An 18709-nucleotide genomic window follows, 5' to 3' on the forward strand; every position below is an offset into this window, starting at 1 on the left:
CTACAGGGAGCCAGCCAGGCATTCGTCAGAGCCTGGTAACGTCGACGATGGCCTGCGCGAACGCCTGCGGCGCTTCCTGCGGCAGATTGTGGCCGATGCCGCCCTTGAGTTCGCGGTGCTGGTATTTGCCGGCGAACTTGCGCGCATAGGCATCGGCCGGCGGGTGCGGGGCGCCGTTGGCGTCGCCCTCCAGGGTGATCGTGGGGACGACGATGTTCGGCGCTTTCGCCAGTTGCGCCTCCAAGGCGTCGAAACGCGCTTCGCCTTGCGCCAGTCCGAGCCGCCAGCGGTAGTTGTGGATGACGATGGCGACATGATCGGGGTTGTCGAACGCCGCCGCGCTGCGGGCGAAGGTGGCGTCGTCGAAGCGCCATTGCGGCGAGGCCAGTTCCCAGATCAGCCGGGCGAATTCGTCGCGATTCTGGGCATAGCCGCGTTCGCCGCGTTCGGTGGCGAAGTAGAACTGGTACCACCATTGCAACTCGGCCTTCGGCGACAGCGGCGCTTGGCCGGCGTGCTGGTTGCCGATCAGGTAGCCGCTGACCGACACCAGGCCCTTGCAGCGCTGCGGCCACAGCGCCGCCATGATGCCGGCGGTGCGCGCGCCCCAGTCGCAGCCGCCGAAGATCGCCGACTCGATGCCGAGCGCGTCGAGCAAGGCGATGGCATCGACCGCGAGCGCGGCTTGCTGGCCGTTGCGCGGCGTGTCGGCTGACAGGAACGCGGTCGCGCCGTAGCCGCGCAGAGAGGGAACGATCACGCGGTAGCCCTGGCCGGCGAGGATCGGCGCGACTTCGGCGTAGGTGTGGATGTCGTAGGGCCAGCCGTGCAGCAGCAGCACCGGGGTGCCGTCGCGCGGGCCGAGCTCGGCGTAGCTGACCCGCAGCACGCCGGCGTCGATCTGCTTGAGCGCGCCCCAGGCCGCCGGGCCAGCGGCGACGGTCTTGCGCGGCGCGGCGGCGAAGGCCGGGGCGATGCCGCCGACCGCGCCGAGCGGCCCGGCGAGCAGGGCCAGGGCGGCGCCGCCGAGCAGGCTGCGGCGCTGGGCATCGAGAGGGCGGTCGGTCGGGGTGGCGGTCATGACGGCTCCTGGGCAGTGGGCGTGCCAGGGCATTGGACCGGGGCCGGGTATCTGCGGCGTGTCCGGCCAGGCGGGGATTTGTATGCGAGCGCCGCGCAGCGGGCGCCTGGATACACTGGGATACACATGGACAATCGCGTGGCAGGCCGCGCGCGCGGCGCCCGCGCCATCCGCCGCAGTCGCTCGCGGCCAAGCGCCCGCATCGCTTCTGCGAACGGCTGGCCCAGACGCCATCTGCGCGGCCCTGTCGCGCGGTCGCATCGCCTCTCGCAGCCCGGTCGAGCCTGCGAACCGCAGGAGCAGGCAGACACCGACCGCCCCCCGGCAACGGTGTAAGCCGACGGCCCACCCAGGCTACTTTTCCGCTACCCGCCCGATCCCCATCCGATCCCGCCGCGCCCGGCTACACGCCCGCAAGCCCCTTTTGCTAGGCTCCCAGCGCGAATCCTTCGCATGAGCCGCACATCCGGGTGCGGACCCGACCGGACAGCAGGACGGCATGGCGCACAACCAGTTCGCGTTGCTCACCCAACGGCGCTTCCTGCCGTTCTTCCTCACCCAGGCGTTCGGCGCCTTCAACGACAACGTGTACCGGCAGGCGATCATCGGCCTGCTGTTCTACCTCGGCGTCAGCGACGAGCAGCGCACGCTCTATACCAACCTCGCGCCGGCCTTGTTCATCCTGCCGTATTTCCTGTTCTCGGCCACCGCCGGGCAGATCGCCGAGAAGCTGGAGAAGCACAAGCTCATCCGCATCACCACGACGATGGAAATCGCCATCATGTCGCTGGCGGCGGTCGGCTTCCTCACTCAGAACATGTCGGTCCTGCTGGTCGCGCTGTTCTGCACCGGACTGCAGTCCACGCTGTTCGGGCCGGTCAAGTATTCGATCCTGCCGTCGGTGCTCAAGCCCGAGGAGCTCACCGGCGGCAACGGCCTGGTCGAGATGGGCACGTCGATCTCGATCCTCGCCGGCATGATCTTCGGCGGCCTGATCTTCACCCTGGCCGGCGCGCACGGCCCGATCGTCGCGGCGGCGGCGATCGTCGTCCTGGCGGTCACCGGCAACATCGTCAGCCGCATGATCCCGCGCGCCGACGCCGGCGAACCGGACCTCAAGATCAACTGGAACCCGATTCCCGAGTCGGTGAAGATCCTGCGCATGACCCGGCGCCAGCCGGCGGTGCGCAACTCGATCCTCGGCGTGTCGTGGTTCTGGTTCGTCGGCACGGTGCTGACCTCGCAGCTGCCGGGCTATGCCGAGGACAATCTCGGCGGCGGGCCGACGCTGTACATCTTCGCGCTCGCGCTGTTCTCGATCGGCACCGGCGTGGGCTCGATGCTGTGCGAAAAGCTGTCGGCGCGCACCGTCGAAATCGGCCTGGTGCCGCTGGGCGCGTTCGGCATGACCGCGTTCATGGTCGACCTGTATTTCGCCCATCCCGGCATGGCCACGGCCAAGGGCCTGGACGTGGAAGGCTTCGTGCGCAGCGCGGGGTCGTGGCGGATCGTCATGGACCTGGTCGGCATCGGCGTGTTCGCCGGCTTCTTCGTGGTGCCGCTGTTCGCGCTGATCCAGAACCGTTCGCCGAAGAACGAACTGTCGCGCGTGATCGCCGGCATGAACATCCAGAACGCCGCCTTCATCGTGCTGGCCGCGGCGCTGGGCGTGATCGTGCAGCGCTTCTTCCACTGGACCATTCCGCAGGTGTTCCTGGCGCTGGGCATCCTCAACGCGCTGGTGGCGATCTACATCTTCACCATCGTGCCCGAGTTCCTGATGCGCTTCCTCAGCTGGGTGCTGGTGCGCGGGCTGTACCGGCTGCGCGTGTCCGGGACCGAGCGCATTCCCGACGAAGGCGCGGCGCTGGTGGTGTGCAACCACGTCAGCTACATGGACCCGCTGATCCTCAGCGCCAGCGTGTCGCGGCCGATGCGTTTCGTCATGTACTACAAGATCTTCAACATTCCGGTGATGAACTGGATCTTCCGCACCGCCAAGACCATTCCGATCGCCGGCGCCAAGGAAGACCCGGAGGTGCTGCGCCGGGCGATGGAGGAAATCGAGGCGGCGCTGGCCGACGGCCAGCTGGTCGGCATCTTCCCCGAGGGCGCGCTGACCAAGGACGGCGACATCGCGGCGTTCAAGTCGGGGGTAGAACGGATTTTGGAGAAGAACCCGGTCCCGGTGGTGCCGATGGCGCTGCGCGGCATGTGGAGCAGCATGTGGAGCAAGCGCGATTCGCGCCTGCGCCGGATGCGGGTCCCGCGCCGGTTCCGCGCGCAGGTCGAGGTGGTCGCCGATCCGCCGCGCGATCCGCAAGGGCTGACCGCGCAAATGCTGGAAGCGCAGGTGCGGGCGCTGCGCGGGGATCGCGCCTGAAGCGCGCACCCGGCGTGCCGCGACGGCGCCGGCGCTGCTAGGATGCCCGCAGCCGCCGCCGTTCCGGCGCGGGTCGAAGGCTCAGGGGAGAGTCCGCCATGAATCAGCCCGTCGTCGCCGGGTCGCCGTATCCGAACTACCTGGTCTGGTCGATCATCGTCACCGTCCTGGGCGCCTGCTTCTGCTGCCTGATCGGCGCCGCGCCGGGCGTGGTGGCGATCGTGTTCGGCAGCCAGGTCGGCAGCAAGCTCGCCGCCGGCGACGAAGCCGGCGCGCGCCGCGCGTCCGAGCAGGCCAAGCTGTGGTGCTGGATCGGCACCGCGTTGGTCGCGGTCGGCGTGTTGTGGACGATCCTGTCGTTCTTCATCGAAGGCGCGTCGTTCATGTCGCAGGAATTCCTGGAGCAGGTGCGGCAAGCGCAGGGCCGCTGAGCCCGCGCTTACCGCATCGCCGCCATGCAGGCGCCCGCCCGCCATTACGCGCTCGCCGCGACCGTCGCTGCCGCCGGCGCGGTCGCTGCGGCCGGCGCGTGGGTGCTGCGGCGGGTCGATCCCAATGCCGCCGGCAGCCCGCTGCCGGGCTGCATGTTCTATCACTTCACCGGGCTGTACTGCCCGGGCTGCGGCATGACCCGCGCGGCGCACGCGCTGGTGCACGGCGACCTCGCCCAGGCGGTGGCGATGAACCCGTTGCTGCCCTTGCTGCTGTTGACCTTGCCGCTGCTGGCCCTGCACAGCCTCGGTTATCGCCTGCCCGTGCCGCAGCGCGCGATCGCCGCGCTGACCAGCGCGAAGTTCTGGCTGCCGCTGCTCGGCGGCTTCTGGGTGCTGCGCAACCTGCCGTGGCCGCCGTTCTCCTGGCTCGCGCCGGGCTGAAACGCGTCGCGGCGGCGCGCCGTAGATAACGCACCGCCGCCGCCCATCGTCATCGCCGCGCCCGAACCGGCGCGCGGCTCAGAACCGATACATCGCGCTGACCAGGTAATAGCGCCCGACCGGATCGTCGTCGACCAGGCTGTAGCCGCCGGCGCTGTAGTCGTAGTTGACCGGCCGGCGATCGTTGAGGTTGCTGACGTTCAGGCCGAACAGCCACTTGTCGAAGCCTTCGTAGGTCAGGTCCAAGCCGAGCAGGGTCGCGCTCGGCGTGCTGCAAATGGTGCGGAACGCCATCTTCGGGCACGGCTGGTCCGGCGTCCTCTTGAGCACCGTCGCCGGCCCCATGTAGCGCGCGTTGAACGTCGCGCTCCAATCGCCGTAACTCCAGCGCACGCTGCCGAGCACGGTGCGGTTGGGCGTGCCGAAGCCTGCGTAATCCAGCTCCGGCACCTGCGAGTGCACGCCGCGCCGCAAGGTGTCGAGGTAGTGGCCGTTGAGACGCACGGCGAAGTTGCCCCAGCGCCGGGTCGGCATGCGGTACTCGGCGCTGAGCTCCCAGCCGCGCACGTCGGTGCTGCCGTAATTGTCGAGCTGCCGGATCACCTCGGTGACCTGGCCGAACTCGTCCAGCACCAGCTGTTTCGGAAACAGCTTCGGGTACTCGAGCGAAGCGGTGGCGACGATCTCGTTGCGGCGATGGATGCGGTAGCGGTCCAGGCTGACCGTGAGGTCCTCGGTCGGCGTCCACACCACGCTGAAGTTGCGGCTGGTGGAGATCTCCGGACGCAGCTTGGGGTTGACCCCCGCGCGCACGTCGACCTGGCAGTACTCGGTGCCTTCCGCGTCGTGCAGCGACACCGCGCACGGCACGGGGAAATCCTCGGCCAGCCGACCGACCGTGTCCTGGCCGATCATCAGCGGCCGCCGCAGTTCGGCCAGGGTCGGCGCGCGATAGCCCTCGCCCATCGTCGCGCGCAGCACCAGCGAACGCAGCGGCTGCCAGCGCAGGCCGTACATCGGCGAGATCTGGTTGCCGTAGCCGGAACTGCGGTCCAGCCGCCACGCCGCGTTCAACCACAGCTTCTGCAGCAGCGGCACGTTGGCCTCGCCGTACAGCGCCGAGGTGTTGCGGCTGGCGCGGCGCGCGTCGAACTCCTGGGCCAAGGCCACGTGCCCCTGGACGAAGTCCTCGTCGGGCCGCGCGCGCAGCACCTCGCGCCGGGCCTCGACGCCGGCGGCCAGGCGCGCCTCGCCGGCCGGCAGCTCGAACAGCGGGCCCTCGACGCTGGCGGAGAACATGTCCAGCACGATTTCGCCGCCCATCGTGGTCTGCGGCGCGATTTCGGCCAGCACCTTGGGTTCGTTGGTCGCGGCCTTGTCGAAACGCAGCGACATGGTCTGCACTTCCTGCGTCACCGCCGGCTCGTTGATCAACCCGGTGATGCGGTTCGCCACCTTGTTGCGCCGCTGCGCCAGGCTGACGTCCCACTCCCATTTGTCGCGGAATCCCTTGACGCCGACGGTGAAGTCGCGGGTCGTGGTGATGCTGCGGCTGCGGATCGGGCCGACGTCGGAGAACCAATAGTTCAGCCAGCGGCCGCCGCCTGCGTCGGGGTGCGAATCGGGCAGGCGCAAGGATGCGCTGAACGGCGGATTCTGCACTTCCAGCCCGACCCGGGTCGCGCGCAGGTCGGCGTAGAACTCCTTGTTCTGGCCGAAAGGCTGGTGGAAATAGGCGTACAGCGCGCTGCTGGTGATGCCCGGCTGCAGGCTCACGTAGCGCGCCTGGTCCAGCGAACAGCGGGCCGACTCGTCGACCACGCCCGGCGCGGTGGTGTTCTCGCAGCCCTCGATCGGACTGATCTGGTAGCCGTCGAAGTAACCGGCGAGGTAGCGGCCGTCGGCCTGCCCGCTCAGGCGCTGGTCCATCGTCGCCCACTTGCGCTGGCTGCCGATCAGCGGATTGCGGGTGAAGTGGTCGACGCTGACGAACACGTTGCCGCCGCCGGGCGTCTGCTCGCCGAAGCTGGCGTACTGGCGCTGCTGCTCGGCGTCGCCGCGCTGCGACACGCCGAAGCTCGCGCCGACCTCGGCGCCGCGGTAGTCCTTCTTGAGGATGATGTTGACCACGCCGGCCATGGCGTCGGCCCCGTAGATCGCGGAAGCGCCGCCGTGGGCGATCTCGATGTGGTCGACCATGCTCAACGGAATGCCGTTGAGGTCGGTCAGCGCGCCGTAGTCGGTCGAGATCAGGCCGTAGTTGGCCATGCGCCGGCCATCGACCAGGAACAAGGTCGCGCGCGGGCCCAGCGAATACAGGCTGGCCGAGGCGGCGGCGGCCGACGGCACCTGGCTGGCGCCGTTCTCGGTGGCGACGTTGCGCGGGTGGTGGCCGCTCATGCCCGGCAACAGCCGCAGCACGTCGAACAGGGTCTGGTGGCCGCTGCTGCGGATCTGCTCGTTGGTGATCAGGGTCAGCGGCAGCGAGCTTTCGAACACGGCCCGGCCGATGCGCGAGCCGGTGACGTGGACGGTGTCCAGTTCGGTCGTGGTCGGCCCGTGCGGCGCCGGGGCCGGCGGGGTCCCGGTCTGCACCGCCGGGGCCGGCCGCGGCCGCGCCCGCGGCGCCGGCTGCAGCAAGTAGACATTGGCTTTTACGGCCACCGCGGTGAGGCCGGTGCCTTCCAGCAACTGCGCCAAACCTTCGCGTACCGGCGGCCGGCCGCGCAGGCCGGCGGTGCGCCGGCGCGCCACCAGGGCCGGCGAATAGATCAGCTGCAAACGATTACCGGTGGCGAACGCGTTCAGCGCGTCGTCCAACGCGCCGGGAGAAATGGTGTAGCCATCGGCTGGACTATCGCCCTGGACGGCCGGCAAAGCCCCGGCAACGGGCGAAAACGTCAGCGCGACGGAAACGATGAACGCATGGGAAATCTTGGCCATCCACCAACCGCATCGATCGGGCTACAGCTGAACCGTGCGCCCCCTGTCGTTGGCGCTGTCCAACCATATCACCGCCGTGGCGGCCAGGGGGCTCAACCCGGATTGCGATGCAGGACGATTTCGTCGTCCGCCGCACGTTCCGCCTTCAACGACCAGCCCTGTTCCAGCGCTTCCAGCAGGGCGGCCTGGTCGCCGATGTGGAACACGCCGCTGACCGTGATCTTGCCCAGGTTCGGATCGGCCAGACGCAGCTTGGTCGCCGAGTAGCGGTTCATCTCGGCGAGCAGGACGTCCAGGCGCCGGTTCTTGAACACCAGGTCGCCGCCGGGCCAGGACTGGGCGACGCTGAGGTCGAGCGGCTCGGGCGGGGTCATGCGGCCGCTGTGGTCGTAGCTGAGCTGCTGGCCCGGACGCAGCGCGCTGCCGGCCTGGGCCAGGCCGTTGGAGATCACCACCGCGCCTTCGATCAGGCCGACGTTGACCTCGCTGCCGTTCTTGCTGACCTGGAAGGTGGTGCCGATGTCGCGGATGGTGCCGGTGCCGGCCTTGACCGAGAACGGCCGCGCCGGATCGGCGGCGACCTGGAACTGGACCCGGCCGCGGTCGACCTCGACCTCGCGGCGCTCGTCGCCGAAGCGCGCGAGGATGACCGAATCGGTGTCGAGCATGACCTGGGTGCCGTCGGCCAGCCGCAGCGAACGCTGCTCGCCGACCTGAGTGACGTAGCGGACGCTGTCGACCGGCGCCGGCGAACGCAGCCAGCCCACGCCGACCACGGTGGCGACCAGCAAGGACGCGACCATCGTCGTCGGCACCCACCAGCGCGAGCGCGCGCTTTCGCGCCCGCTCTGGCGCCAGGCGATGCGCGCGGCGGCCTGCAGCATCTCGTCCCCGGCCAGTTGCGCGGCGGCCTGGTGCGCGCGCTCGGCCTCGACGTACGCGGTCACGTTGTCCGGGCGGGCGTCGAGCCAGCGCTCGAACTCGGCGCGATCGCGCGCCGTGCATTCGGGCGAATCCAGCCGCGCCACCCAGGCTTCCGCGCTGCCTTCGTCCGCGCCGGCGAGGGCGTGGTCGGTGGCGTTCGTCGATGTGGGCTGTGTCGTATTCATGGCTCTTGCAAGGTCTCGTAGCCGCTTTCCTTCATGCGCGCGCGCAACAGCGCGAGCGCCCGGCCGATATTCTTCTCCACCGCCTTTACAGAAATGCCGCAGTGTTTCGCGATCTGCGTGTAACTCATTCCGTTGATGCGGTTGAGCAGGTAGATCTGACGGCTGCGCACCGGCAACTGCATGATCGCCGTGCGCACCAGCGCCAGTTCCTGCTCGGTCGCCACGCGCTGGTCGTGGCTGGGTTCGGGCGACGGCAGCGCGTGATAGTCCTCGTCCAGGCTCACGTGCTCCGGCGCGTGCCGGGTCTTCTGCCGGCGTCCGCGATCGTTCAACGCATTGATCGCGATGCGGTACATCAGGATCTTCAACGCGTCGGCGGGCTGGTCGCGATAACGCAGCATGCGCATCATCGTTTCCTGGGCGATGTCCTGCGCGTCCTCGTGCGAGGCCGCCGACTTGCGCAGGAACGCGATCAACGCTTCGCGGTTGTCGCGCAGGAAGCCGACGAAATGGTCGCCGTCCTGGTGCGCGGTCGCGGGTTGGTTCGCCGCCGATGACTCCTCGCCCACGTCCACCTTCGCCCACGCCCCGGTTATCTGCTTCGATACTAGCCCAGCCTCCGTGGCCGGGCGAACGAAGCCCATCTCGAAGCCCGATCGGTCCTGCGCGCCGGTGACCGGCGCCATTGCGATCTGGCCCATGCCGGCTTCATTCAAGCCGAGCTGGAACACCGAGGTGTAGCGATTCGCCAAATCCGACTCCTCCGCAAGCGTGATGACCGGCGCAAGATCGCGGATCGCACGCTAGGCGGCCACGGGGCCCGGTCTTCGCGCCGGGCTCCCGCGTACGCGTAAAGCGCGTTCCTTCGTCGCTGTCGCCGCTGTCTGGCTGCCGTCGCGGCCGCCGCCCGAAGGCGTCGGCCCGGTCGCGCCCGATCGCTGCGCGCGAATGGTCCAGCCCCCTCGGCAGGACCGCGTTCCGACGCCGGGGTGGCCGACGAAGGAAGGCTCGCGCGGCTGGCGATTTACGCGCAACCTGAACTGTCAAACGCAGGGCGGCGGACGCCCCCCTACCTCGCCGTGCGGCGGCGTGCGGAAATTGCGCGAAGCTCCGCGAAATCGTGCGTAACGGGCAGCGGGCGGATGGCCCGGATACGGGCGGGCCGCGGCGAGACCGGCGGCGCCGGCCCCGCTCCGTAATGGCTCAGGCGACGAAGCCGGCGATCACGAACAGCGCCAGCACCGCCAGCCACACCAGCAGGCTGCGCCAGACCAGGCTCATCGCGTCGCGCAGCTCGGGCACCTCGCCGCCGGCGGCGACCGCCACGGCCTGGCCCGGCACGCCGGATTCGTTGACGTAGTCGGCGGCCTCTTCGGCCAGCTCGCACTTGACGCTGGCGCGCGCGACCGCGCCGAGGAAGCGGTTGTCGAGGCTGAAGCTCGCGCCGCCGGCTTCGCGCCAGGCGCCGAGCACGGTGTCGAAGTTGCCGACCAGGGCCATGGCCAGGGTCAACAGTTGCGCCACCGGCCAATCCAGCAGCGCCAGCAGGGTGCGCGCGCCGGCCAGGGTTTCGCCGGGCAGCCGGCGCGAGGCTTCGCCTTCGGCCGCCAGCGCCGCCAGCCGATAGCCCAGCGCGCCGATCGGGCCGAGCACCAGGAACCAGAACAACACGCCGAACCAGCGCCGCAGCGCGCTGCGGAACACCGCCTCGACCAGCGAACCGCCGTCGAGCGCCGGCGTCGCGCCGTCCGGCCACAAGCGCGCCGCGGCTTCGCGCCGGCTGGCGCCGTCGCGCGCGGAGGCCAGCGCCTCGACGTCCAGATCGAGATCGCGCGGGCCCCAGGCGTAGAACAGGATGAAGATCGCGAACACCAGCCCGCCCAGGCCGATCAGCGGCTCGACCAGCGCCAGCTGGAACAGGCCCACCGCCAGCAACGGCGGCAACAGCGCGATGACGATGCCCCAGCGCCCGCGCCAGAAGCTGCCTTCGGGGAAGCGGCTGTCGATCCAGCGCAGCCAGTCGTCGTACCAGCCGAAGTGACGCAAGGACGCGGCCAGCGATTGGGCGAGATGGCCGAGCACCAGAGCGACGACGGCGGCGATCAGCGTGACGGACATCGGGCGACGCTCCTGGCGTGGCGAATCTGGCCCCCGGATTCTAGCGCGGCCGCGTGCAGGCGCGGTCGCGTTGCGGGGGCATCGCGGCGGAGACGAAAGCATCGGGCCTGAAGGCCCTCCCACAAAGCAGCGGGTCGCGGCCCGCTCCTGTGCGAGGGCCTTCAGGCCCGATGCCTTTCGTTCCGCAGCCGCGCGTCCCTCAACCCGCTCAACGCCGCAAGCGGTCCTCGGCGGCCAGGCGCCAGTGTTCGATCAGCCAGCGCGAAATCGAGATGCTCGGCGACAGCAGATACCCCTCGCCATCGTCCGCGCCGCGTTCGCCGCGCGCGATCGCCGCACGGATCTCCTCCAAGGTGAACCAGCGCACTTCCTCGAGTTCTTCGCTGCTGTGCGGTTCGCCGGCCTCGGCGCGCGCTTCGAAGCCGAGCATCAGCGCGCCCGGAAACGGCCACGGCTGCGAGCCCAGATAGCGGCAGTCGCGCACGCGCACGCCGGTTTCCTCCAGCACCTCGCGCGCCACGGTCTGCTCCAGCGATTCGCCGGGCTCGACGAAGCCGGCGATCACCGAGAACCGCCGCGGCGGCCACGCCGCCTGGCGGCCGAGCAACAAACGTTCGCCGTCGCTGACCGCGACGATCACCGCCGGATCGGTGCGCGGGTAGTGTTCGGTGCCGCACTGGCCGCAGCGCCCCAGCCAGCCGGCGCGCTCGAATCCGACCGCGCCGCCGCACACGCCGCAAAACCGGTTGCGGTTGCGCCAGAACTGCAGCGCGCGGGCCTGCGCGAACACGCTGGCGTGCAGCAGCGGCCAGTGCGCGGCGGCGGCGCGCAGATCGACCCGGCGCGGCGCTTCGAAGGCGACCAATTCGGCGTCGATGGCGAACCAGGCGCCGCCCTCGCCGTCCAGGCCGAGGAAGATCGCCGCGCCCGGGCCGCCGGGGCCGTCGCTGAGTTCGTGGCCGAGCGGCGCGCGCAACGCGCCGTCGTCGTCGGCCAGGGCGTTGCCGGACGCGTCGAGCACGACGATCCGCGCCTGCGGCCACAATTCGGACAAGGCCTCGGGCTGGGTGCGCAGGTGATCGGCGCGATCCAGCGCCGCGCGCCAGGCCGCGTCGGCCTCGACGAAGGCGAACGGACGCGCGGCTTGGCTCAGGGCGGCCTCGGCGGTGTTCACTCGGGCGCGGTCAAACGCCGAACGAGGAGCCGCAGCCGCAGGTGGTCTTCGCGTTCGGATTGCGGATCACGAACTGCGAACCGTGCAGGCTCTCGGTGTAGTCGACTTCCGCGCCCATCAGGTATTGCAGGCTCAGCGGGTCGACCAGCAGGGTCACGCCGTCGGTCTGCACCGCCAGGTCGTCCTCGCCCTGCTGTTCGTCGAATTCGAAACCGTACTGGAAGCCCGAGCAACCGCCGCCCTGGATGTAGACGCGCAGCTTGAGCGCGTCGTTGCCCTCCTCGGCGATCAGCTCGCGCACCTTGTGCGCGGCCGAGGAGGTGAACTGCAGCGGGCGCTCCAGCGACTGGTAGTCCGGCGCGGAGTTGAGCGTGGCGATTTCCATGCGCTAAAGAATAAGGCCGCACGCCGCGCATTCAAGCGCGCCAGGCGAACACTGCGGGTCGCGGCCGGGCCTGAATCCGGGTGGCGTGCGCGCCGGCGCGGCGCGAAAACCGCAGCGGAATGGCAGCCGACGGACGGATTTGCCGGAATGGGCGCCTGGCTGCGGGCGGCCTCCAGCGACGGCACGGCACGGCGCGGTGGGCGGTGGGCGGTGGGCGGTGGGCGGTGGGCGGTGGGCGGTGGGCGGTGGGCGGTGGGCGGCCATTCTCGCCAAGGCGCGATCCGCCTCGCGGGCGCCCGCGCGATGGGCGGCCCGGCGCCGTCGGGCCTGATCAGGTCCCGGAGCGGCCGGCCTCGGCGGTCGTCGCGGCGGCCTCGCGGGTGGCGTCGGCCCAGGTGAAGGACTGCTCGACCGCGGCGCCGGATTGCGGCACCAGCCGCACCGTCACCCGCACCGGAGTCAGGCCGGCGGGGACGAATACATCGCCCTCGACCTGCTCGAAGTACTTGAACGAATAGCCCACGCCCGGCGCGTCGGCCTGCTGGCGCAGGTCGGTCCAGGCCAGCTTCTCCAACTTGCCGTTGCGGGTGCCTTCCAGGAACAGGGTCAGCCGGCCGGCGCTGACCGCGCCGCGGTTGAGGTTCTGGGTCAGGGTGGTGGTGAAGTGCCAGGCCGAGGGCGCGCCGTCCTGCGCCTGCATCTTCAGCGCATGCACGGTCAGGCCGCGGCGCTGGCCGGTGGCGCCGACCAGGCGTTCGTAGAAGGCCACGTCGGCGCGCAAGCCGGAAATCTCTTCGTCGCGCTCGGCCAGGGCGCTTTGCAGGTCGCGGTTGGCCTGGCGGCTGATCGCGTCCGAACGGCTCAGGGTGGCCACGCGCTGGCGCAGTTGCTCCAGTTCGGCCTGCATCTGGCGCGGGGTCGCGGCGGCGGCGCCGGCCGGGGCCGGCGCGGGGGCGTCCTGGCCGCTGAACGAGCGCCACAGGCCCCAGGCGCCGAAGGCCAGGGCCGCGGCCAGCAGCGCCATCGCCGGCAGGCGCCAGCGGTGGGACGGGTGCGCGGCGCCGGCCGCCGGGGCGGCGGGCGCGGGTCGGGTCGGGCTGGTGTCCTCGCTCATCCGCCCCAGCGTGAGGGCGGCGGCGGGCCGGCTCAATCCACCAGGGCGCCGGCGGTAATCGCGGCTTCAGGCGGCGGCAGCGCGGCCGCGGCGTCGGCGTGCTGGGCGTCGGCATGAATCAGGCGCCCGGTCAGCTGCGAGCCGGCGGTCATCTCGACCACCTTGTAGTGGACGTTGCCCTCGACCCGGGCCTTGGCCGCCAGTTCGATCCGCTCGCTGGCGTAGACATCGCCATGCAGGGTGCCGTTGATGACCACCACCGGCGCGCGTACTTCGCCCTCGATGCTGCCGTTCTCGGCCAGGGTCAGGCTGGCCGGCTGGCCGTCGACGGCGACCAGCTTGCCGATGATGCGGCCCTCGATATATAGGCCGCCGCTGAATTGCAGGTCGCCGCGGATCACCACGTGCGAGCCGATCATGGTGTCGACCTGGCCTTCGCGCAGGGGGGCCGGTTTGCTGCTGTTGGTCTTGAACATCTGTCAGGTTTCCCCAGTCGTTACGGTGACGCCGCTCTTCCAGGCGAAGCGCTGCTCGATCGAGGCGTTCTCTCCGCGCAACGAAACGCGGATGCGTTGCGGAGTGAACCCGGCCGGCAGCATCACGCTGCCGTCGAGGGTCTGGAAGTAGCGGAAGGAGTAGTCCTGGGCGGGCGCCTTGGACTTCTGGTGCAACTCGTCCCAACCCACGCTGGCGAGCTTGCCGCCACGCACCCCCTCGACCTGGAATTGCAGCCCCCCGCTGCTCACCGCGCCGCGGTTCAGGTTTTGGGTCAGGACGATCTGGTACCGCCAGGTGCCACCGGCCTCGGCGTGGAACTCCACCGAATGCACGTTCAGCCCCTTGGCCGGCGCAGTCGCGCCGACCAGGCGTTCGTAGAAGGCCACGTCGGCGCGCAGGTCGGAGATTTCCTCCTCGCGCTGGGCCAACGAGCTCTGGACCTGCTTGTTGGCGGCCCGGCTGATCTGGTCGGAGCGCTGCAGGTTGGCCTCGCGCTGGGCCAGCTTGTCCAGTTCGGACTGGCGCTGGCGCAGCTCGCGCCGGGTCTGGTCGAGCTCGACCTTGAGCTTGGGCAGCTGCGGCGCGGCCAGCGACTGCGACCACCACCAAGCCAGGGCCAGCGATACCGCCCACGCCACGCCCACCGCCGACCAGATATAAGGTCGCTTGTCCGGCTGCTGCTGGACGATGACGAAGCGGGGCGGCGGCGTTTTGCTCATACGGGGACGTCGACGGCCCGCAGCCGCCGGTTTACCTATACTCAACCTTCAATCTTAACGGGAATGCCGCGATGTCCGATGCGCACCTGTTCGCAGTTGGCGTAGTTCTGGCCTGGCTGTCGGGCGTCCGGGTCTACCTGACCGTGTTCGGGGTCGGCCTGGCCGGCATGCTCGGCTGGCTGGACCTGCCGCCGGCGCTGCAGGCGACCCAGTCGCCGTGGGTGCTGGGAGTGTGCGGCGCGCTGACGGTCGGCGAGTTCTTCGCCGACAAGATTCCCGGCGTGGACTCGGGCTGGGACCTGCTGCATACCCTGCTGCGGGTGCCGGTGGGCGCGTTCCTGGCCGCCGCGACGATCTCGCCGGACGGCGAGCTCGGCGCCGGCGCCCTCGCCGCCGGCGCCGGCGTGGCCCTGACCAGCCACCTGCTCAAGTCCGGCTCGCGCGCCCTGCTCAACACCTCGCCCGAACCGATCAGCAACTGGACCGCCTCGCTGACCGAGGACGCCGCCGTGATCGGGGTGCTGGCGCTGGCCTTCGCCCACCCCTGGCTGAGCCTGGGCATCGTGGCGACGATCACCCTCGTGCTGGTCCTGGCGCTGTGGTGGCTGTGGCGGCTGCTGTTCCGGCGGCGCAAGCGCGAGCCCAAGGCGCTGGAAGCCGGCTGAGGCCGCGATCGTTCCCGCTCCCGAAAACCGCCGGCCCGAGCCGGCGGTTTTTGCATGCGCGAGAGACATGGCCGAAGCCACTGTAGGAGCGGCGCGAGCCGCGACCGCGGGGCAACCGCTGGCACCGTCGGTTTCGAAGCAGGTGCGTTGTCGCGGTCGCGGCTTGCGCCGCTCCTACAGGGAGCCGACGGGGCGACGCGATGACGGGCGCTGTGCGCGAATCGCCGCCGAAGCGCCGCGCGGAACCATCGGATGTCGCGGAAACGGCCATAAAAAAGCCGCCGGCGCGGGGCCGGCGGCTTGGGTTTCGTCTGGCTGGCTCGGCGATGCGTGTCGCCGCGGCTGGCTGGAGAAAGGTCGCCGCTTGCGCGGCTTGCGGTCGATCCGTCTGGCTGGCGTGCGCTGGCGGGTGGATCGGGCCGCGGCAGGAACGCGAGGTTCCTGCGCGATTGCGGTGGCGCTTACGAGGCGTCTTCGATCTTGGTCAGCAGGTAGTTCTGCTCGCCGATGCGCTCGATCAGCGCCAGTTGGGTCTCGATCCAGTCGACGTGCTCTTCTTCCGAATCCAGGATGTCGGCGAACAGCTTGCGGCTGACGTAGTCGCTGACGGTCTCGCAATACTTGATCGCCTCGCGCAGCAGCGGGATCGCTTCCAGCTCCAGCGCGAGGTCGCACTCGAGCAGTTCGCGCGGGTTCTCGCCGATGCGCAGCTTGCCCAGCGCCTGGAAGTTCGGCAGGCCGTCGAGGAACAAGATGCGGTCCGACAGTTTGTCGGCGTGCTTCATCTCGTCGATGGACTCGTGGTACTCGTGCTCGGCGAGTTCCTTGAGGCCCCAGTTCTTCAGCATCTTGGCGTGCAGGAAGTACTGGTTGATCGCGGTCAGCTCGTTGTAGAGCGCTTTGTTGAGGTATTCGATGACTTTGGCGTCGCCCTTCATGGCCGGCTCCTGCGTTGCGATGGGCGGCACTGTAGCCCTTTCGCGCGGGCCATGACGAAACGCGAATCGTGCGCAACGGTAATCGCGAATCGCTCGCACGCAGCCGCGCGGACTGTGGCGGCGAACACGAAAACGGCCGCGCGAGGCGGCCGTTTCGGGAATTCGTAGGGCGGAACGTTGCGCTGGCTGAAACCCGGTTTCCGGACCGGGAGCGCCTGCCGCCGCAGCCGCGGCGCCGGCGTGTCGCGGCCGCGTCAGGCGGCCTGTTGCAGGACCGACAGCGGCAGTTCGCGCACGTTGCGCGCCTGCTCCAGCAGCGAGCCGGCCAGGTCCAGGCAGCTGCCGCAATTGGCGCCGGCGCCGGTACGCATGGTCAGCTCGGACACGCTGCGGCAACCGGCTTCGGCGGCCTGGCGGATATCGCGGTCGGTGACTCCGTTGCAGATGCAGACGTACACGGCGCTGGTCTTCGGTTGGCAGCCGGCTGGCTGCGCGACCATTCCGCCACGGATGAGAATGATTGTCAATTAATGGCAGCCCAATTCGGCAAAGCCGCCGGTGGAGCCGCCCAGACCCTGCCGAGCCGCGGCTCAGGCGCCGGGTTCGGAGCCGCCGCAGGCCGACTGCCCGCCGGGCCGCGCGCGCGGCCGCTGGTGCTGGCGGCCGCCGAGGCCGGCATCGCGGCGCGGGTCGGGCCGCGCATCGGCGACCGGGCACGGCATCGGCACCGCCTGGTCGCCGGCGACATGGCGCGCGAACGGCGCCAAATGGCGCAGGGCGCTGGTGTAGACGCCGCGCTTGAACATCACCACGTGCTCGATCGGGTACCAGAAATCGACCCAGCGCCAGTGGTCGAACTCGGGCTTGTCGGTCACGTCCAGGCACAGATCCGATTCCTGCCCGGTCAGCCGCAGCAAGAACCACACCTGCTTCTGGCCGATGCAGACCAGCCGGTCGTTGCGCCGCACCGCCCTGCGCGGCAGCCGATAGCGTAGCCAGCCCGGGGTGGCGCCGAGCACTTCGACATGATGGGGTTGCAGGCCGGTTTCCTCGCGCAATTCGCGATACATGGCCTCCAGCGGCGTCTCGTCGCTGTTCATCCCGCCCTGCGGGAACTGCCAGCCGTCGCGATGCACCCTGCGCGCCCAGAACAGGCGGCCATCGGGATGCATCAGGACGATGCCTACATTGGGTCTGTAGCCGTCCGGATCGATCACGATGCGGACTCCTAATTTCACTGTCTCCGACTCTGCCACGGGGTCGGCCAGAGGACAAGCCGGGCAAAACGCCGCGAAAGGATTGACAAGACCGGCCCCGGCATGAAGAATGCGCGGCTCACCGTGGCTATGTAGCTCAGCCGGTTAGAGCACAGCACTCATAATGCTGGGGTCGGTGGTTCGAGTCCACCCATAGCCACCATAGAACAACGCGCCGCAACACCAATCAGGGCCCGCCAGCGCAGCGGGCTTTTTCGTATCCGCACCGCTGCATCCCGCCGCCGCGTTCGCGCCGGCTCCGGCGCTGCGCGATCATCGGTCTTCCACGCGCCGGCGCCGCCGGCTCCGCACCCGTTCGCCGCCATGCCCGCCATCGACATCTTCAAGGTCTTCACCCTGGAAGCCGCGCACCGGCTGCCGAACGTGCCGGAAGGCCACAAGTGCGCGCGCCTGCACGGGCATTCGTTCCGGGTCGAAGTGCACCTGCGCGGCGATATCGGCGAGCACAGCGGCTGGCTGATGGACTACGCCGACGTCAAGAAGGCGTTCCAGCCGATCCACGACCGGCTCGATCACCACTACCTCAACGACATCGAAGGCCTGGACAACCCGACCAGCGAGCGGCTGGCGGTGTGGATCTGGGAACAGCTCAAGCCGGCGCTGCCGCTGCTGAGCGAAATCGTGGTCCACGAGACCTGCACCGCCGGCAGCCGCTACCGCGGCGAGTGACCCGGCGCCGGCGCTTCGCGCCGGCATCTGCGACGCAAACCGATGCCGCGCCCGCTTCCGGGTCGGGTCATGCGCGCGCCACCGTATCGACATCCGCCCCCGCCAGCGTGGCCGGGCGGATCGGCGCAGGTCCGCGCAGCGAAGCCGCTTTGCCTATTCAGGTAGCAACCCCGTAACTGACTGAACCGGCAGGTTTTCTGAACGATTCAGGACCGCTGGTCGGCACCATGTTGCGGCGCAACAAAAGCCGGTCTATGCTGCATCGCACAATCCAGTCGCCCTCCGTCTGGGCCACCTTTTCAGGAGCTAAGCCATGTACCAGCAGTTCAACGAACAGTTCGCCGCCGCCACGCGCCAGTTCGCGGACACGGCCGCTCAGGTCAACCGCCTGGCCCTCGACAACGCCGAGGCCGTGTTCGGCCTGCAGATCGCCGCGATCGAAGACCGCGTCAACGCCACCTTCGCCTTCTTCGGCGAAGCCGCCGAGGCCCGCGACTTCGACGCCCTCAAGACCCTGTTCCCGAAGGGCGTGCAGGTGGCTCGCGAGAACGTCGAGCGCGCCGTCAGCACCGGCCAGGAAGCCTTCGGCCGCACCCTGAAGACCAACGAAGCGATCGCCGAGCTGGCCAAGTCGCAGGTCGAGACCGCCGCCAAGGCGACCCAGGCCAACGTCGAGAAGGCCACCAAGGCCGCGGCCAAGGCCGCCGCTCCGGCCGCCAAGTAAGCCTCGCGGCCGCCGCCTCTCTCCCGGCGGCCCGATG

19 protein-coding genes and 1 tRNA gene are annotated in these 18709 nt (G+C 69.8%); 7 read left to right on the forward strand and 13 right to left on the reverse strand.

All coding sequences use genetic code 11. From position 1 onward, the window contains the following. Nucleotides 1-25 precede the first annotated feature (25 nt). Nucleotides 26-1081 carry an alpha/beta fold hydrolase gene (locus tag RDV84_RS02810; protein WP_309152377.1) on the reverse strand — a complete coding sequence of 352 codons (1056 nt, stop codon included), beginning with the start codon at nt 1079-1081 and terminating at the stop codon, nt 26-28. A 499-nt stretch (nt 1082-1580) separates the two neighbouring features. Here RDV84_RS02810 and RDV84_RS02815 point away from each other — a divergent pair, with 499 nt between their 5' ends. The 3 genes from RDV84_RS02815 to RDV84_RS02825 all read left to right on the forward strand — a co-directional run bounded on the left by RDV84_RS02815 (nt 1581) and on the right by RDV84_RS02825 (nt 4339). Beyond that, nucleotides 1581-3464 carry an MFS transporter gene (locus tag RDV84_RS02815; protein ID WP_309152378.1) on the forward strand — a complete coding sequence of 628 codons (1884 nt, stop codon included), beginning with the start codon at nt 1581-1583 and terminating at the stop codon, nt 3462-3464. A gap of 98 nt (nt 3465-3562) precedes the next feature. Further along, on the forward strand, nt 3563-3895 hold the full coding sequence (locus RDV84_RS02820) for a CD225/dispanin family protein (RefSeq protein WP_057946259.1): 333 nt from the start codon (nt 3563-3565) through the stop codon (nt 3893-3895). A 24-nt stretch (nt 3896-3919) separates the two neighbouring features. Further along, the gene (locus RDV84_RS02825; protein WP_057946258.1) at nt 3920-4339 is read left to right on the forward strand and encodes a DUF2752 domain-containing protein; all 420 of its coding nucleotides are present in this window, start codon (nt 3920-3922) and stop codon (nt 4337-4339) included. A 78-nt stretch (nt 4340-4417) separates the two neighbouring features. Here the strand turns inward: RDV84_RS02825 and RDV84_RS02830 are convergent, their stop codons facing one another. The 9 genes from RDV84_RS02830 to RDV84_RS02870 all read right to left on the reverse strand — a co-directional run bounded on the left by RDV84_RS02830 (nt 4418) and on the right by RDV84_RS02870 (nt 14399). Next, nucleotides 4418-7282: a TonB-dependent receptor gene (locus RDV84_RS02830; RefSeq protein WP_309152379.1), complete on the reverse strand. Its 2865-nt coding sequence runs from the start codon at nt 7280-7282 to the stop codon at nt 4418-4420. A gap of 92 nt (nt 7283-7374) precedes the next feature. After that, on the reverse strand, nt 7375-8391 hold the full coding sequence (locus tag RDV84_RS02835; RefSeq protein ID WP_078999311.1) for a FecR family protein: 1017 nt from the start codon (nt 8389-8391) through the stop codon (nt 7375-7377). Beyond that, a complete protein-coding gene (locus tag RDV84_RS02840) occupies nt 8388-9143 on the reverse strand; it encodes an RNA polymerase sigma factor (protein WP_309152380.1) in 756 nt (251 codons plus the stop codon). Before RDV84_RS02840 ends, RDV84_RS02835 begins: the two co-directional genes overlap by 4 nt. 451 nt (nt 9144-9594) lie before the next feature. Then, nucleotides 9595-10509, reverse strand: a complete 915-nt coding sequence (locus tag RDV84_RS02845) for a regulatory signaling modulator protein AmpE (protein ID WP_078999308.1) — start codon at nt 10507-10509, stop codon at nt 9595-9597. A 208-nt stretch (nt 10510-10717) separates the two neighbouring features. Continuing rightward, nucleotides 10718-11662, reverse strand: a complete 945-nt coding sequence (nudC, locus tag RDV84_RS02850; protein WP_309153673.1) for an NAD(+) diphosphatase — start codon at nt 11660-11662, stop codon at nt 10718-10720. 31 nt (nt 11663-11693) lie between these two features. Continuing rightward, nucleotides 11694-12068: an iron-sulfur cluster insertion protein ErpA gene (gene erpA / locus RDV84_RS02855; protein ID WP_057946254.1), complete on the reverse strand. Its 375-nt coding sequence runs from the start codon at nt 12066-12068 to the stop codon at nt 11694-11696. A gap of 331 nt (nt 12069-12399) precedes the next feature. Then, nucleotides 12400-13182 (reverse strand): DUF6776 family protein, encoded by a 783-nt coding sequence (locus tag RDV84_RS02860; RefSeq protein WP_309152381.1) that lies wholly within the window; start codon nt 13180-13182, stop codon nt 12400-12402. A 32-nt stretch (nt 13183-13214) separates the two neighbouring features. Next, a complete protein-coding gene (locus RDV84_RS02865) occupies nt 13215-13658 on the reverse strand; it encodes a bactofilin family protein (protein ID WP_309152382.1) in 444 nt (147 codons plus the stop codon). Between the two features lie 3 nt (nt 13659-13661). Next, the gene (locus tag RDV84_RS02870) at nt 13662-14399 is read right to left on the reverse strand and encodes a DUF6776 family protein (protein ID WP_309152383.1); all 738 of its coding nucleotides are present in this window, start codon (nt 14397-14399) and stop codon (nt 13662-13664) included. Nucleotides 14400-14470: 71 nt separating this feature from the next. Here RDV84_RS02870 and RDV84_RS02875 point away from each other — a divergent pair, with 71 nt between their 5' ends. After that, nucleotides 14471-15064, forward strand: coding sequence for a DUF4126 domain-containing protein (locus tag RDV84_RS02875; protein ID WP_078999304.1), 594 nt, complete (start codon nt 14471-14473; stop codon nt 15062-15064). 461 nt (nt 15065-15525) lie between these two features. On the opposite strand, the gene bfr is transcribed toward RDV84_RS02875, so the two are convergent. The 3 genes from bfr to RDV84_RS02890 form a co-directional block, all read right to left on the reverse strand. Beyond that, the gene (gene bfr, locus RDV84_RS02880; protein WP_057946249.1) at nt 15526-16002 is read right to left on the reverse strand and encodes a bacterioferritin; all 477 of its coding nucleotides are present in this window, start codon (nt 16000-16002) and stop codon (nt 15526-15528) included. A gap of 254 nt (nt 16003-16256) precedes the next feature. Continuing rightward, nucleotides 16257-16460, reverse strand: coding sequence for a (2Fe-2S)-binding protein (locus tag RDV84_RS02885; protein ID WP_057949943.1), 204 nt, complete (start codon nt 16458-16460; stop codon nt 16257-16259). A gap of 132 nt (nt 16461-16592) precedes the next feature. Further along, nucleotides 16593-17219 (reverse strand): RNA pyrophosphohydrolase, encoded by a 627-nt coding sequence (locus tag RDV84_RS02890; RefSeq protein WP_057946248.1) that lies wholly within the window; start codon nt 17217-17219, stop codon nt 16593-16595. 125 nt (nt 17220-17344) lie between these two features. Between RDV84_RS02890 and RDV84_RS02895 the strand changes: the two genes are divergently transcribed. From RDV84_RS02895 to RDV84_RS02905, 3 genes are all read left to right on the forward strand, one after another. Next, nucleotides 17345-17421: transfer RNA gene (locus RDV84_RS02895), tRNA-Met, on the forward strand. A gap of 170 nt (nt 17422-17591) precedes the next feature. Continuing rightward, entirely contained in the window at nt 17592-17948 is a 357-nt protein-coding gene (gene queD, locus RDV84_RS02900; protein ID WP_057949942.1) for a 6-carboxytetrahydropterin synthase QueD, read from the forward strand. Between the two features lie 313 nt (nt 17949-18261). After that, entirely contained in the window at nt 18262-18672 is a 411-nt protein-coding gene (locus tag RDV84_RS02905) for a phasin family protein (RefSeq protein WP_057946247.1), read from the forward strand. Nucleotides 18673-18709 lie beyond the last annotated feature (37 nt).

Origin of the sequence: Lysobacter yananisis, assembly GCF_031199375.1 — a bacterium.
GTDB lineage: Bacteria > Pseudomonadota > Gammaproteobacteria > Xanthomonadales > Xanthomonadaceae > Lysobacter > Lysobacter yananisis.

Bases quoted from the DNA above. Each gene is read 5' to 3' on its own strand.
- RDV84_RS02835 (WP_078999311.1), bottom strand. From the start codon at position 8,391: ATGAATACGACACAGCCCACATCGACGAACGCCACCGACCACGCCCTC.
- RDV84_RS02905 (WP_057946247.1), top strand. From the start codon at position 18,262: ATGTACCAGCAGTTCAACGAACAGTTCGCCGCCGCCACGCGCCAGTTC.
- RDV84_RS02875 (WP_078999304.1), top strand. From the start codon at position 14,471: ATGTCCGATGCGCACCTGTTCGCAGTTGGCGTAGTTCTGGCCTGGCTG.
- RDV84_RS02825 (WP_057946258.1), top strand. From the start codon at position 3,920: ATGCAGGCGCCCGCCCGCCATTACGCGCTCGCCGCGACCGTCGCTGCC.
- RDV84_RS02815 (WP_309152378.1), top strand. From the start codon at position 1,581: ATGGCGCACAACCAGTTCGCGTTGCTCACCCAACGGCGCTTCCTGCCG.
- bfr (WP_057946249.1), bottom strand. From the start codon at position 16,002: ATGAAGGGCGACGCCAAAGTCATCGAATACCTCAACAAAGCGCTCTAC.
- RDV84_RS02870 (WP_309152383.1), bottom strand. From the start codon at position 14,399: ATGAGCAAAACGCCGCCGCCCCGCTTCGTCATCGTCCAGCAGCAGCCG.
- RDV84_RS02830 (WP_309152379.1), bottom strand. From the start codon at position 7,282: ATGGCCAAGATTTCCCATGCGTTCATCGTTTCCGTCGCGCTGACGTTT.
- RDV84_RS02865 (WP_309152382.1), bottom strand. From the start codon at position 13,658: ATGTTCAAGACCAACAGCAGCAAACCGGCCCCCCTGCGCGAAGGCCAG.
- RDV84_RS02810 (WP_309152377.1), bottom strand. From the start codon at position 1,081: ATGACCGCCACCCCGACCGACCGCCCTCTCGATGCCCAGCGCCGCAGC.
- RDV84_RS02845 (WP_078999308.1), bottom strand. From the start codon at position 10,509: ATGTCCGTCACGCTGATCGCCGCCGTCGTCGCTCTGGTGCTCGGCCAT.
- RDV84_RS02820 (WP_057946259.1), top strand. From the start codon at position 3,563: ATGAATCAGCCCGTCGTCGCCGGGTCGCCGTATCCGAACTACCTGGTC.
- RDV84_RS02860 (WP_309152381.1), bottom strand. From the start codon at position 13,182: ATGAGCGAGGACACCAGCCCGACCCGACCCGCGCCCGCCGCCCCGGCG.
- erpA (WP_057946254.1), bottom strand. From the start codon at position 12,068: ATGGAAATCGCCACGCTCAACTCCGCGCCGGACTACCAGTCGCTGGAG.